Raw genomic sequence first — 13829 nt, 5'->3', positions numbered from 1 at the left:
CATCGCTGGCAAGCCAGCTCCCACAGTTTTTGTGTACACCACAGAACACTGTGGGAGCTGGCTTGCCAGCGATGGGGCCATCCGCTACAGCACAATACTCATGCCATCGAACGCCACTTCAACATTACGCCGCGCGAGCTCCGCGCGCTCCGGCGAATCCTCATCGAGAATCGGGTTGGTGTTGTTGATGTGGATAAGCACCTTGCGTTGCTCAGGCAACTGCTCCAGCACTTCGAGCATGCCGCCGGGGCCGTTCTGCGCCAAGTGGCCCATTTCACGACCGGTGCGGGTGCCGACGCCACGGCGCTGCATTTCATCGTCATCCCACAGCGTGCCGTCCACCAGCAGGCAGTCGCTGCCGGCCATGATTTCCAGCAGCGGCGCGTCGACCTTGCCCAGCCCCGGTGCATAGAACAGTTTGCCGCCGGTGTTGAGGTCTTCGACGATCAGGCCGATGTTGTCGCCCGGGTGCGGGTCGAAACGGTGCGGCGAATACGGCGGTGCGGCGCTGCGCAACGGCAGCGGAGTGAAGCGCAGGTTCGGGCAGGCAGCGACGGTGAAGCTCTGGTCGAGTTCGATGCGGTTCCAGTTCAACCCGCCGTTCCAGTGGGTGAGCATCTTGAACAGCGGGAAACCGGTGCTCAAATCCTCGTGAACCATGTCTGTGCACCAGACCTGATGCGGGCAGCCTTCGCGCAGGCTGAGCAGGCCGGTGGTGTGGTCGATCTGGCTGTCCATCAGGATGATCGCGCTGATCCCGGTGTCACGCAGGGCGCGGCCCGGTTGCATTGGCGCGAAGCTCTGCAGTTGCGCGCGGATGTCTGGCGAGGCGTTGCACAGCACCCAGTTCACGCCGTCGTCGGAAATCGCGATGGACGACTGGGTGCGGGCCTTGGCATTCAGGCTGCCGTCGCGAAAGCCTGCGCAATTGACGCAGTTGCAGTTCCACTGCGGAAATCCGCCACCGGCGGCCGAACCCAGAATCTGGACGAACATGAACGCTCCCATCTTTCAACGCTGAAAATAAAACGCCCCGGCGAGCCGAGGCGTTGCACTGCAAGTCTGCGTAGGCAGAACTCAGCGGCTGGCGAAGTACATGGTGACTTCGAAGCCGATACGCAGGTCGGTGTAAGCCGGTTTTGTCCAGGACATGGGTGTCTCCTTCAGGGTGGGTGGGATAGCGCTGTCCATAGTTATAGTCCACGGCAGCGCAGGGATGTTCCAAATAGTTAGGCTGCTATGTTACTCAAAATTTCAACGGTATTGCCCGTGAATCTTTGAGAAAGCTCCTTGCAGCCTTGGTAATGATCATTTTGTCGCTTGCCACGGTGCGCCGGGTGACGGTGCGCTGGCCAGGCAGCGCCAGCCGCCCTCGGCGTTGAGCAAGCGCTGCGCTGCCGCCAGCAATGCCGAGCGTTGCAGTTGACCAATGGCCGTGTGCAGTTGTGCCAGATAATCCGACGAGTGGCCCGCGAGTCTGGCCTGCCACAACAATTCGGCGGCGTCTTTGCCGGACAGCTGACGCTCATCGAACTGATCGGCGAGTGACTGGCGTTGCTGGGTGAAATGCATGTCGTCGAGGTTTTCGATCAGCGCAGGAATGCCCTTGAGGAACTGCTGGATATGGCCGAGCAGCTCCACGGGCGTAGTTTCTGGCGACTGCACTCCGAACAGCAATCCACTCTGACCATGTACCTGCCGCAAGGCACTGAACACCGCGTAGCCCAATTGCAATTCGACGCGCAGGCGCTGATAGAACGGGGTCTGGCACAGCTGCGCGAACAGTCGCCAGGCGGCTTCGTCAGCGATTTCGTGGCCTGCGGTCGGGCAGAACAGCAGCAGCGCATGCTCGCTGGAGGCGGTGTCGATGTGGCTCCACAAATGTTGCGTAGTGATCGTCGGCACTGTCGGCAGTTGATTGTCCGGTGTGCCGGGGATGCGGCTCAGGGCCAGACCCATGGCCGATTGAGTTTTTGCGTTGAGACCAAGCGCCAGTCCGTCCCAGCGCGACGTTGTCCACACCTGTCTGGCGTCGTTCGACTCGACGGCCGATGGCAGGCAATGTTCAGGCAACGCCTTGAGCAACTGACGGATCGGTATCAACGGCGCTTCCGGCCCAGCGTTAGTTGAATCGGCGTCGATTTGCGTCAGACATTTCAGCGCGTGTTCCAGGACACCGGGCATCGGCTCCTGCAGTCCCGTCAGTTTCAGCAGCCACTGAGTGCCGGTGGCACTGAACGCGATTTCGACGCCGGCCTGCCGTGCATCTTCCTGAGTTTCCTGCAGACTGCGTTGCTGCTTGCCTTGCAGATCTGTGCCGGCCGCCGCCTGCGTTTGCCAACGCAAGTAAATCGCGCCGTGGTCGCTATGATCCGGCAACGCCTGGCTGAATTGCATCGGCGAACGCTCACGCCGACCGCGCGAGCGATCCTGAGCGAAAGTCCGCAAGCCACGATGGGCGCTGGTCTGGCCGCGAATCAGGCCGGCGTTGGCCAGCGGCTCGTTGGAGCCTAGAAAAGGATTGGCGGCAGGCAGGTGCCAATGGTCGCTGAAGTTATCCACAACGCCGAAGTCGCGCAGGATGTGTTTGAGGGCGGCCACGCCGTTTTCCGACAAGCCGTGTTCAAGCTGTTCGCTGTCGCGGCGCGCCAGTAGCAGTGCGCCACTGACTTGCTGCTGACGTTCCAGCAATTTGGCGTATTCCTCGCGTAGCGCTGCCCAGTCCTGTTGCGCGGCGAAGAAGCTCAGCCAGTCCAGCAGCTGTTCACGAATGGCGCTGAGGGAGTCGGCGGGGGCGGTGAATTGCAGGTGCAGCAACGCTTGCCCGGCGAACTGATACAGCGGCACCCCTTTCAAACCGTCCGCGAGGCGTTGTTGCTGCAAATGGACGAGCAAACCGCCGGGCTTGGCGCTGTTCAGCCAATGGCAGAGAAACGCCAGCGCTTCGGCGGACGAGTCGGGCAGCGCTTCGAAAGCGAACAGCAGATGGCTGCTTCGCTCGCCGACCTGTTGATAACTGTTCACCGCCAATGGCACGGTCGCTGCCTGTTCGAGCTTATCCCCAACCGGCAGCACGGCGGCGAACTGCTGCGCCAGTACACGCAATTCCTCGATGCTATGCGGTCCGACCAGGCTCAGCGTCATTTGCCCGGTGCGATAAAACTGCCGGTGGAAATCCTTCAGCGCCTGTTGAAAGGCTGGTAACTCAACTTTCAGGCTGTCGCGATTCCCGGCATGAAACCCGCGCAACGGATGCGTGGCTGGCAACCCTTCGTACAACGCCAATTCCTGCAGGGCCGTGGGATCTTGCGACCACGCGACAAATTCCGCGTCCAGCACTTCGCGTTCGCGCAACTGATCGTCCGGATTCATACGCGGGTGCGTGAGCATATCTGACAGACGCTCAAGCCCGGCACTGAAGGCGGAGGTCGGCAGTTCGAAAAAGAAGTCGGTGGTGCGTTCACGGGTGCTGGCGTTCACTTGGCCACCGTGACTTCGCACGTAGGCCATCAGCGCCTGACTCGCAGGAAAACGCTCAGTGCCGAGAAACAACAAATGCTCGAGAAAATGCGCCAGTCCCGGCCACTCCAGCGGCACGTCATGACTACCGGCGGCCACCCGCAATGCAGCGGCACTGCGCTTCAAACCGGGCACCTGACGCAGGGTCACGCGCAAGCCGTTGGCCAGGGTTTCAGTGTGGGGGCGGGTGTGAGTCGGCGCAGGCATGGGCACTTCCAGAACAGTGAAGTGCCCATGCTAGCGGATTGCGTAGGGTCAGCGCTTGTTCAACGCGTGGTAAAGCTCGGGGCGACGGTCGTTGAGGTAGCGGTTGGCGGCGCGGGAATCGGCCATCAACTGCCGATCCAGCTCACCGACGATCAACGCTTCATCGAGGCCGGCCTGGGCGATACGGCTGCCGTCCGGCGCAGCGATGCTGCTTTGCCCGCAATAGTGAATCTCGCCTTCCTGTCCGCAGTAATTGGCGTACGCCACGTAGCATTGGTTTTCGAAGGCGCGGGAACGCACGGTGACGTCGGCGATGAAATCGAACGGAATCATGTTCGCCGTCGGTACCAGAATCAGCTCGGCGCCGGCCAACGCCAAACGCCGCGCATTCTCCGGAAACTCCAGGTCGTAGCAGATCAGGAAACCGATTTTCCAGCCGTTGAGTTCGACGATTGGAAAGTCATCCTCCCCGGGGCTGAACATCGACCGATCCAGATCACCGAACAGGTGGGTCTTGCGGTAATTGCACAAGCGCTCGCCGTGCGCGTCGATCAACTGCACGGCGTTGTAGATCTGCCCGTCGGCCGTGCGCTCGGGGTATCCGTAAGCGATCGCCAGCCCGGCGGCTTTGGCGATTCGACCGATCTGTTGCGCCCATTCGCCGTTGTAGACCTCGGCCAAGGTGCTGACCGCTTCCTTGCCGATGTTGTAGCCGCTCAGAAACATTTCCGGCAGCACCAGCAGGTCGGCACCCTTGGCTTCCATCGCCAGTTGCTGCAGGCGATGCAGGTTGGCGGCGGGGTCCAGGGGCAGCGGTGGACATTGGTAAAGGGCTACACGCATCGGGGATTCCTCTTACTCGGGCAGGGCGATAGGGCCGATGTCTTTGAACACATCACCCGGGCCCGGGTTCTCTTTATGTGTCGAACCGCCGAAATGCTTCATGATGCCCCACACTGCGTTGAGCGACGTCTGCACCGCGCCTTCGACCCACGCCGGGGTCCACGACACATCGTCACCGGCGATGAAGATTCCGCGCTGCTCGGCTGGCATGTCGTCCTGCATGAAGTGCGCGTACATCCGCTGGTTATAGCGATAGTGGCCGGGCAGGGCGCCTTTGAATGCGCCGAGGAAGTACGGATCGGCTTCCCACGACACGGTGATCGGATCGCCGATGATCCGCGCGGCGATATCGACTTTCGGGTAGATCTTCTTCAGCGCGTTCAACGCCAGCTCTACGCGTTTTTCAACAGGATGCGGGAGCATTTTCAGCGCGTCGCTCATCCACGAATACGACAGGCAGATCACGCCCGGCTTGTCGTCACCGTTGTCGAACAAATAGGTGCCGCGAGTCAGGCGATCGGTGAGGGTCATGCTCATCAGATCGCGACCGGTTTCCGGGTCCTTGTCCTTCCAGAACGGGCGGTCGACCATGACGAAGGTCTTCGACGACTGCATGTAGCGCGTGCGATCCAGTGCCATCCACATCTTCTGCGAGAACAGGGTTTCGTCGCATTCGATCTGGGTGGTCAGCAGCCAGCTCTGGCAGGTGGTCAACACGGCGGCGTATTCGCGGGTGTCGCCGTTGTTGTCGGTGACAGCGAAACGGCCGTCCGGCGCGTGGGCGATTTTCTTCACGCCGGAACGCGGCGCGCCACGGTGCAGGGATTTCAGACTGGTGCCTTGTGGCCAGTGCACGCAGCGCTCCGGTACGTGCCGCCAGATGCCCTGCGGCACTTGCTCCACACCGCCGACCACCAGGTGCTGGTGATCGTCGCAGTTGGTCATCACCACGCGGAAAATTTCCAGCATCGAGTTGGGGAAGTCCGAATCCCAGCCGCCGGTACCGAAACCGACTTGACCGAACACTTCGCGGTGATGAAACGACAGTTTGGCGAAGGCCTTGGAGGTGGCCACGAAGTCGTAGAACGTGCGGTCGTCCCACAGCGGCACGAGTTTGTTCCACAGTTCTTTGAGGCGTGGCACATCGCGGTCACGGATGGCTTGCTGGATATCGGCGAACTGCGAGCCCGCCTCCAGCGCATCCGCCCAGGCGTCAGCCACTTCCTGAAACAGGGCAGGAAGATCCTTCAGGCTTTGTGCGTAATGGGTTTTACCTTCCAGGTCGATCACCGTGCTGCCGGAGGCTGGCGTCAGCGGGTTCGGGAACGGTTTGGTCTCAAGGCCAAGCTTGTCGACGTAGTGGTAGAACGCCGTGGAGGACACCGGGAAACGCATGCCGCCCAGTTCCGCAACGATGCCGTCGGTACCGTTGAACGCCTGCGAACGCAGGCGTCCACCGAGCTTCGAAGCTTCGTATACCACCGGTTTCAGGCCGAGCTTCATCAGCTCGTACGCGGCCACCAGACCAGCGATACCGGCGCCGACAATCGCCACTTCAGCGCCATGGTGGTGTTCAGGAATGCTGCCGAGACCGGCCGGGTGTTCGATCCAGTCGTCGAAGGCGAACGGAAAGTCCGGACCAAAAATGGTGACGGGTTTCTTACCGTCTGCAGGATGGCGATTGTTCTTGTTCATGGCTGACCCTGTTGGCGACCCGACGCAGGACGCGCGTCTGAGTATAGGAAAAGATGCCAGCCATTCTAGGGAGCGTGGAACACGTTAATAAGACGCAATGTGTCGTCGTTTTGCCATTTAACTGATCAATATGACGATGGGTGACTGCATATCGACCAGATGTAGAAGCGAACCTGCTCGCGAAGAGTCCCTCTCAGCCAACACATTTAAACCGGCTGCCCCCGATCGATCTTGCTACTCAAAATGATCGACGTTGTCGTCTTCTCCACCCCATCCACACTGCCAATCTGATCCAGCAACTGATCCAGCTGCTCCGGCGAGTCGGTGCGCAACCACGCCACATAATCAAATTCGCCACTCACCGCACACAACTGCTGCACCTGCGCCATCGCGCTCAGCCGGCGCAGCACTTCCTTGCCGGAACGCGGCTGCACCTTGATCCCGACATACGCCTGCAACCCGCCATCGACCACGCGCTGCCCCAGACGCACGCCATAACCGGTGATCACCTTAGCCTTCTCCAGCCGCGCCAACCGCGAAGTCACGGTGGTGCGCGCAATGCCCAGTTGCCGGGCAAGCATCGCCACGCTTTCGCGGGCGTTGATCTGCAGAGCGGCGATCAGCTGGCGGTCGATTTCGTCGAGGGCGGGGGGGCGGGTGTCGGGCAAAGGGGCGGCTCCATGACTGTCGAGTGCGGATGAGTTCGCATGTTACAGGCACTATCTGCGACACGCTGCTGACGATGACTGAGCACGTCACTTATGCGTGGAGGCAATCGTTGCGCCAAAACAAACATCAAATATTTGGTTTGACTTGCCGGGCCTATTTATCAAGAATGCCAACAAGAGCGCGAAATCTGCTGCCTTGCAGGGCTTTAGCGGACGTAGGTACCTCAGCGATGCTGCAACATCGGTGTAAGGTGAGACCTCTTCATCCCATTTCCTGAGGATGCAAATATCAGGATTCAAATATCAAGGGCAGCCAACTGGCTGCCCTTTTCTTTGTCTTCAAGAATGTACCGCTTGTACAAAAGATCGCCTTGGCGGTGCTTGTTCATTGCTCTTGACGGAGCGTGCATGAAATTCCAGAGGACGTGCCCGTTCCGCACATCGACCACGACGAGCATGTCGTTTTTTGCCTCATAGGCGTTGATGAATGCCAATCGGAATCCGCCATTATCGTAGAGGACTTTCCATACTTCGAAAGGTCCCGCCAGCGTGTCGATGGCATGTCAAACATAGCGTTCTCGGGAGTCTGGACGTTTCTCGACGATATGGGCCAGTTTGTCTCGCATGACTGCAACGTTTCCAATAGGCGTGAGGATAGTAACGGCTAGTACGGAATCGTCGACGAACCCAAAGTGATTCAGAAGGATTTTGAGAGCACCTTCGGCGTCGTCAGCCCTTTTTACTTCTTCGATTGCGGCTGACCGAATTTCTCTTGGCAATGTTCTTAGATCTGGCAGAGCAAGGTCGATCCAGGTTGGTTGGTCGGCTGCTTCCTTTATCAGTGGCGCAGCATTCACAAGCATAAAAACAATCCTGGACGGGCAGTGGCGTCCGGAGATTACTTGTCTGGGGAAACAGTCAACAAGGCGCGGGGAGGGGAGAAAAAACAGCTTCGGAACATTCCTACAGCCTTCGGGGAAGTCTTCCGAACATTGCGCTCGCAAAGATAGTCCCCCCAACCGATCGCCCAAGAAAAAGCCGCGCATGTAGCGCGGCTTTCAAATGTGGTGGGCCCACACGGACTTGAACCGTGGACCAAAGGATTATGAGTCCTCTGCTCTAACCAACTGAGCTATAGGCCCTCAGTAGGTCGCGGATTATAACGACGGTTTCTCGGCTGTGCTATCCGAATAATCCGATACGGTTACACGAAGAAACGTTGCGGCGAATTCTTCCGGGGGCAGTGGCAGGCTGACGATGTAGCCCTGAATCTGTTCGCAGCCCTCAGCCGCCAGAAATTGCTGTTGCGCCTGGGTTTCCACGCCCTCGGCAATCACGGTGAATTGCATGCTCCGGCCCAGGGCGATGATCGCGCGGACGATCGCCGCGTCGTGCGGGTCGTCGGGCAGTCCGCGAACAAAAGACTGGTCGATCTTGAGGATGTCCAGCGGCAGGCGTTTGAGGTAACTGAGTGATGAATAACCGGTGCCGAAGTCGTCGATCGCCAGTTGTACACCCAGGTGTTTGAGCTGGTGCAGCACCGCCAAGGCCTCTTCGGCCTGACTCATGATGAAGTTTTCGGTAATTTCCAGTTGCAGTAAATCCGGCTGCAAACGGTTGTCCCTGAGCAGTTGTTCGATACGCCCGAGCAGATTCGGCTGGCGCAGTTGCGCACCGGCGAGGTTGACTGACAGCGGGCCGAGGCTGTCGTAGATCTGATTCCACTCGAACATCTGCCGGCAGGCGGTCTCGAGTACCCAATCACCGATCTGCAAGATCATGCCGTTCTCTTCGGCCAGCGGAATGAAGTGCTCGGGCGGCACTTCGCCGAAGGTCGGGTGGCGCCAGCGGATCAGTGCTTCGGCGCCGACCAGGCGATGGTCGTCGAGGCTGATTTTCGGCTGGTAGTAGAGGAACAACTCTTCGCGTTCGATGGCCCGGCGCAGTTCGTGTTCCAGTGCCACGCGTTCGCTGGCTTGGGCGGTGAGGTCGCGGGTGTAGCTTTCGACGCGGTTGCGGCCCTTGGCCTTGGAGCGGTACATCGCGGCGTCGGCGTTTTTCACCAGAGTTGCAACGTCGCAGCCATCCCGTGGGTAGAGGCTGGTGCCGATGCTGGCACTAATGAAAAACTCGTGCTCACCGGCCTGAAACGGTGCGCCAAAGCAGTTGAGCAGTTTGATTGCGATGTTGTCGGCATCACTGGCTTGTTGCAGGCCCGGCAGCAGGATAATGAATTCATCCCCGCCCAGTCGGGCGACGGTGTCGATATCGCGCAATTGCTCCTTCAGGCGTACCGCAATGCCTTTGAGCAACAGGTCGCCAACCGGGTGACCAAGGCTGTCGTTGATGTGTTTGAAACGGTCGAGATCGAGAAACAGCACGGCGCCCTGACCGCCATTTTCCTGCTGACTGTTCAGCGCGGTGAGCAGGCGACTTTCGAACAGGGTGCGATTCGGCAGGCCGGTGAGGGGGTCGTGGTGCGCTTGATAGTCGAGTTTGGCTTGCGCGTGTTTGAGGCTGGAGATGTCAGCAAACACCGCGACGAAGTGGGTGATGAATTTGTCGCGGTTGCGCACGGCGCTAATGGTCAGCCAGCTCGGGTACAGCTCGCCGTTCTTGCGCCGGTTGGAAATCTCGCCTTGCCAGTGACCCTCGTCGGTCAACTGGTGCCACATCGCCGCGTAAAACGCGCTGTCATGCAGGCCGGAGGCGAGCAGGCGCGGGGTGTGGCCGAGGGCTTCGCTTTCGCTGTAGCCGGTAATTTCGGTGAACGCACGGTTCACCGCGCTGATGTGCTGCTGGGTGTCGGTGATCAGCACGCCCTCGGCGGTGCTCTCGAAAACGGTGGCGGCCTGTTGCAGCTTTTCCTGCATCAGATGGCGTTCGGTGATGTCCCGGGCGATGGTCAGCATACAGTCTTCTTCGCCGATCGGCAGCGGTCGGCTGGACACTTCGCACAGGCGGATCTGCCCGTCGCTGCGGCGGATATGGCAGGTGAAGTCGCGCACGAAGCCGTCGCGGTGCAGCAGGTCGAGCATCTGCTTGCGTTCGTTGAGGTTGACCCAGATCCCCAGGTCCAGCGCCGAGCGATCCACCGACATCGCGCTATTGAATCCGGTGATGCGGCTGAAGCCCTCGTTGACTTCCAGCAGCAAGCCATCGCTCTGACGCGACAGCAGCAAGCCGTCCGGTGAGGCATGAAAAGCCTTGGCGAACTTCTCTTCGGAGGTTTGCAGTTGTTGTTGGGTTTCCTTGAGCTGAGTGATGTCGCGCACCACCACCACCAGCGCTGGAGTGGTGTCGAGGTCGAAGGGTTCGGCGGAGATCAGGCCGGTGAATACCTGACCGTTGTTGCGGCGAAAGGGCATCTCCAGGTTGCGGATGCTACCGGCCTGCAAGCGCTGGAGCAGTCCCGGACCGACTCCGGGAATGCCCCAGATATTGAGTTCCGTGGCGGTCTGGCCTATGACGTCTTCGGCCTTCAGGCCGATCTGTTCCTCAAAGGCTTCGTTGACCTCCAACAGGCAGCCATCGGACAGCCTCGCGATGACCAGAATGTCCGGGCATTGCTGGAACACCGAAGCGAACTTCTGCTCCGACAGCCGCAATGCTTCTTCTGTACGTTTGGTCTCGCTGATGTCGATCATCAGCCCGCGCATCACCGGCTCATGGCCGTGCTCGATCAGGCTGACAATATCGCGCACCCACAGGCAGCGCCCGTCTGCGGTAATCACCCGATAATCGAGGGTGTGATCGCGCCCTTCGCGCACTGCCTCATCGCAGATGGCCTGGGCACGCGTCAGGTCGGCAGGGTGGATGATGTTGCGCCAGAAACCCGGAATCAGCCAGTGCGCCTGTGGATAACCGAGCAGATCCTCGGCATGCGGCGACACATAGCTGTAGGTGAAGTCGCTCATGCGTGCTTCCCAGGCGATGGCCGACAGGCTCTCCACCAGTCCGCGGTAGTGGTATTCGCTGCTGCGCAATTCCTGTTCGAGGTCGACGCGGCGGGCAATTTCCGAACTCAGGCGGCGATTGATGCGAATGACCACAGCCAGGATGATCATCAGCAATAACAGGCCCGGCAGGCCGTAAATCAGCAAATCCGACCAGAATGTCCGATGATCGAGGACATTGCCGACCCAATGTTCCTGAATGCTGCTGATTTCCTCCGGGCTCATGTCCGCCAGGACCTTGTCCAGAATGCCCACCAGCATTTTGTTGTCACGGGGCACGCCCATGGCCAACTGGTAGCGATACGGGGTTTCGCCGCTTACGTATAAACCGTCGAGCTTGAGTTGGCGCAGGCTCCAGACGCTGGAGGCGAGATCGCCGACGACCGCATCTACTTCATCGGTAGCCAGGGCCTGCAAGGCCGAGCTGACATTGGGCATGGCCACCAGATTCAGGTCCGGATGGTGGGTGCGCAGCAGTTCGTGGGGGGCGTAGTTTTCCACCACGGCGATCTTCAGTCCGTACAGGTCTTCGATTTTGCGCGGTTGCGCGCCGCCGATATGGGCGAGGGTCACGATCGGGAAATCGAGATAAGGGCGAGTAAACGACAGATAGTTCTGGCGCTCGGGCGTGGACATGATCCCAGGCAGCAGATCGATCTTGCCGGTTTTCACCTGCGCCAGCACCTCAGTCCAGCTCGACGGCTCGACCGGGGTGAGTTTGACGGCCAGGCGCTGGCGGATCACGTCGATGTAATCAGCGGCCAGACCTTGATAGTGATTCTGTTCATCACGGAACTCGAACGGCGGCCACGAGGCGTCTACACCCAGGCGCAAGTCCGGGTGAGCCGCGAGCCAGCTACGTTCTTCATCGGTCAGAGTCAGCGCGTTAGCCGTTGCGGTCCAGATCATCAGTGACAGCAAGAAAAGCACGGGCGCCAGTCTGGGCATAACCGTCTCGTTAGGGCACGGGATTCATTGTTTCGAGTGTAGACGGGGTATGCGGGGGAGGGGCGGTGCGAGGGATTTAATCTGCCGTATAAACAAAACCCCCGGCCTGGGCCGGGGGTTCTGGTATCACTCGTCGAGGAAGGAGCGCAGATGCTCGCTTCGCGTCGGATGGCGCAGCTTGCGCAGCGCCTTGGCTTCGATCTGACGGATCCGCTCGCGCGTTACGTCAAACTGTTTGCCCACTTCTTCGAGTGTGTGGTCGGTGTTCATGTCGATACCGAAGCGCATGCGCAGTACTTTGGCTTCACGGGCAGTGAGGCCGGACAGCACTTCGCGGGTTGCTTCTTTCAGGCTTTCAACGGTTGCCACATCGATTGGCGACTGCATGGTCGAGTCTTCGATGAAGTCACCCAGATGAGAGTCTTCGTCATCACCGATCGGGGTTTCCATGGAGATCGGCTCTTTAGCGATCTTCAACACCTTGCGGATCTTGTCCTCAGGCATTTCCATGCGTTCGCCCAGTTCTTCCGGAGTCGGTTCACGACCCATTTCCTGCAACATCTGGCGGGAAATACGGTTGAGCTTGTTGATCGTCTCGATCATGTGCACCGGAATACGAATGGTGCGAGCCTGGTCGGCGATCGAGCGAGTGATCGCCTGACGGATCCACCAGGTGGCATAAGTCGAGAACTTGTAACCACGACGGTATTCGAACTTGTCCACCGCTTTCATCAGACCGATGTTGCCTTCCTGGATCAGATCGAGGAATTGCAGGCCGCGGTTGGTGTACTTCTTGGCGATCGAGATCACCAGACGCAAGTTGGCTTCAACCATCTCTTTCTTCGCGCGGCGGGCCTTGGCCTCACCGATCGACATGCGACGGTTGATGTCCTTGATTTCAGCGATGGTCAGACCGGTTTCGGTTTCCAGCGCAATCAGCTTCTGCTGGCAACGGATGATGTCTGGCTGCACGCGACCAATGGCTTCGGCGTATTTGCTCTTGCCTTTCGCCAGTGCGTCGGACCAGCTTTCGTCGACTTCATTGCCCGGGAACTGACGCAGGAAATCGGCGCGTGGCATACGTGCATCACGGACGCACAGTTGCATGATCGCGCGCTCTTGCTGACGCAGGCGATCCAAAGCACTGCGAACACGCTCGACCAGGGCTTCGAATTGCTTCGGCACCAATTTGATCGGCATGAACAGCTCGGCCAGGGCCAGCAACTCGGCAACGGCGGCCTTGTTGTGACGACCGTGCTTTTTCAGGGCCTTGCGGGTGATTTCCATCTGGTCGGAGACAGCGCCGAAACGCTGCGCAGCGATGACCGGATCCGGACCGCTTTCGGCTTCTTCTTCGTCATCCGAAGCTTCGGCGTCATCGTCGTCGGTATCGTCGTCAGCCTTGGCGGCTTTCGCGTCGATCGGCGGTGGCACTTCGGCAGCAGGCGGCGCAATACCGTCGTCCGGGTCGATGTAACCGCTCAGAACGTCGGACAGGCGACCACCTTCGGTGGTGACGCGAGTGTACTCGGAGAGAATGTGGTCAACCGTGCCTGGGAAGTGCGCGATAGCGCTCATCACTTCACGGATGCCTTCTTCGATACGCTTGGCGATTTCGATTTCGCCTTCACGAGTCAGAAGCTCGACCGTACCCATTTCACGCATGTACATGCGCACCGGGTCAGTGGTGCGACCGATATCGGTCTCCACCGCGGCCAACGCGGCGGCTGCTTCTTCCGCAGCGGCCTCGTCGGTATCGGCGTCGGCCAACATAAGGGCGTCCGCATCCGGAGCACTCTCGTGTACGGGGATCCCCATGTCGTTAATCATGCGGATGATGTCTTCCACCTGCTCCGGATCTGAAATATCCTCGGGCAGGTGGTCGTTGACCTCGGCGTAAGTCAGATACTTCTGCTCACGACCCAGTTTGATCAACTCAATAATACGAGACTGCTGTTGCGCTTTTCCGGACATAACACCCTATCCACTGAAG

At 59.5% G+C, this 13829-nt stretch carries 10 protein-coding genes and 1 tRNA gene; all 11 read right to left on the bottom strand.

What is annotated here, in order from left to right; genetic code table 11:
- Positions 1–84 precede the first annotated feature (84 nt).
- Entirely contained in the window at positions 85–996 is a 912-nt protein-coding gene (gene pqqB / locus GTQ41_RS25210) for a pyrroloquinoline quinone biosynthesis protein PqqB (RefSeq protein ID WP_041070011.1), read from the bottom strand.
- Between the two features lie 81 nt (positions 997–1077).
- A complete protein-coding gene (gene pqqA / locus GTQ41_RS25205) occupies positions 1078–1152 on the bottom strand; it encodes a pyrroloquinoline quinone precursor peptide PqqA (RefSeq protein WP_003422658.1) in 75 nt (24 codons plus the stop codon).
- A gap of 156 nt (positions 1153–1308) precedes the next feature.
- Positions 1309–3726 (bottom strand): pyrroloquinoline quinone biosynthesis protein PqqF, encoded by a 2418-nt coding sequence (gene pqqF, locus GTQ41_RS25200; protein WP_217325376.1) that lies wholly within the window; start codon positions 3724–3726, stop codon positions 1309–1311.
- A 48-nt stretch (positions 3727–3774) separates the two neighbouring features.
- Entirely contained in the window at positions 3775–4569 is a 795-nt protein-coding gene (locus GTQ41_RS25195; RefSeq protein ID WP_047297004.1) for a carbon-nitrogen hydrolase family protein, read from the bottom strand.
- 12 nt (positions 4570–4581) lie between these two features.
- The gene (locus GTQ41_RS25190) at positions 4582–6264 is read right to left on the bottom strand and encodes an NAD(P)/FAD-dependent oxidoreductase (RefSeq protein ID WP_047297002.1); all 1683 of its coding nucleotides are present in this window, start codon (positions 6262–6264) and stop codon (positions 4582–4584) included.
- Positions 6265–6470: 206 nt separating this feature from the next.
- Positions 6471–6932, bottom strand: coding sequence for an Lrp/AsnC family transcriptional regulator (locus tag GTQ41_RS25185; RefSeq protein WP_007966501.1), 462 nt, complete (start codon positions 6930–6932; stop codon positions 6471–6473).
- 296 nt (positions 6933–7228) lie between these two features.
- On the bottom strand, positions 7229–7426 hold the full coding sequence (locus tag GTQ41_RS28725) for a hypothetical protein (protein ID WP_047297000.1): 198 nt from the start codon (positions 7424–7426) through the stop codon (positions 7229–7231).
- A 69-nt stretch (positions 7427–7495) separates the two neighbouring features.
- Positions 7496–7795 carry a hypothetical protein gene (locus tag GTQ41_RS28720; RefSeq protein WP_047296999.1) on the bottom strand — a complete coding sequence of 100 codons (300 nt, stop codon included), beginning with the start codon at positions 7793–7795 and terminating at the stop codon, positions 7496–7498.
- A 202-nt stretch (positions 7796–7997) separates the two neighbouring features.
- Positions 7998–8074 (bottom strand) — tRNA-Ile (locus tag GTQ41_RS25175).
- A 15-nt stretch (positions 8075–8089) separates the two neighbouring features.
- Positions 8090–11836, bottom strand: a complete 3747-nt coding sequence (locus tag GTQ41_RS25170) for a bifunctional diguanylate cyclase/phosphodiesterase (RefSeq protein WP_217325375.1) — start codon at positions 11834–11836, stop codon at positions 8090–8092.
- Positions 11837–11962: 126 nt separating this feature from the next.
- Positions 11963–13810: an RNA polymerase sigma factor RpoD gene (gene rpoD / locus GTQ41_RS25165; RefSeq protein ID WP_041070030.1), complete on the bottom strand. Its 1848-nt coding sequence runs from the start codon at positions 13808–13810 to the stop codon at positions 11963–11965.
- Between the last annotated feature and the right edge of the window lie 19 nt (positions 13811–13829).

This window comes from Pseudomonas sp. AN-B15, assembly GCF_019056475.1.
In the GTDB taxonomy this organism is placed as follows: Bacteria; Pseudomonadota; Gammaproteobacteria; order Pseudomonadales; family Pseudomonadaceae; genus Aquipseudomonas; species Aquipseudomonas parakoreensis.
This window is presented reverse-complemented; position numbering and strand designations above follow the sequence as displayed.

Coding starts and splice junctions, on each gene's coding strand:
- pqqB (WP_041070011.1), bottom strand. CDS start 996: ATGTTCGTCCAGATTCTGGGTTCGGCCGCCGGTGGCGGATTTCCGCAG.
- pqqF (WP_217325376.1), bottom strand. CDS start 3,726: ATGCCTGCGCCGACTCACACCCGCCCCCACACTGAAACCCTGGCCAAC.
- GTQ41_RS25195 (WP_047297004.1), bottom strand. CDS start 4,569: ATGCGTGTAGCCCTTTACCAATGTCCACCGCTGCCCCTGGACCCCGCC.
- GTQ41_RS25190 (WP_047297002.1), bottom strand. CDS start 6,264: ATGAACAAGAACAATCGCCATCCTGCAGACGGTAAGAAACCCGTCACC.
- GTQ41_RS28720 (WP_047296999.1), bottom strand. CDS start 7,795: ATGCTTGTGAATGCTGCGCCACTGATAAAGGAAGCAGCCGACCAACCA.
- GTQ41_RS25170 (WP_217325375.1), bottom strand. CDS start 11,836: ATGCCCAGACTGGCGCCCGTGCTTTTCTTGCTGTCACTGATGATCTGG.
- rpoD (WP_041070030.1), bottom strand. CDS start 13,810: ATGTCCGGAAAAGCGCAACAGCAGTCTCGTATTATTGAGTTGATCAAA.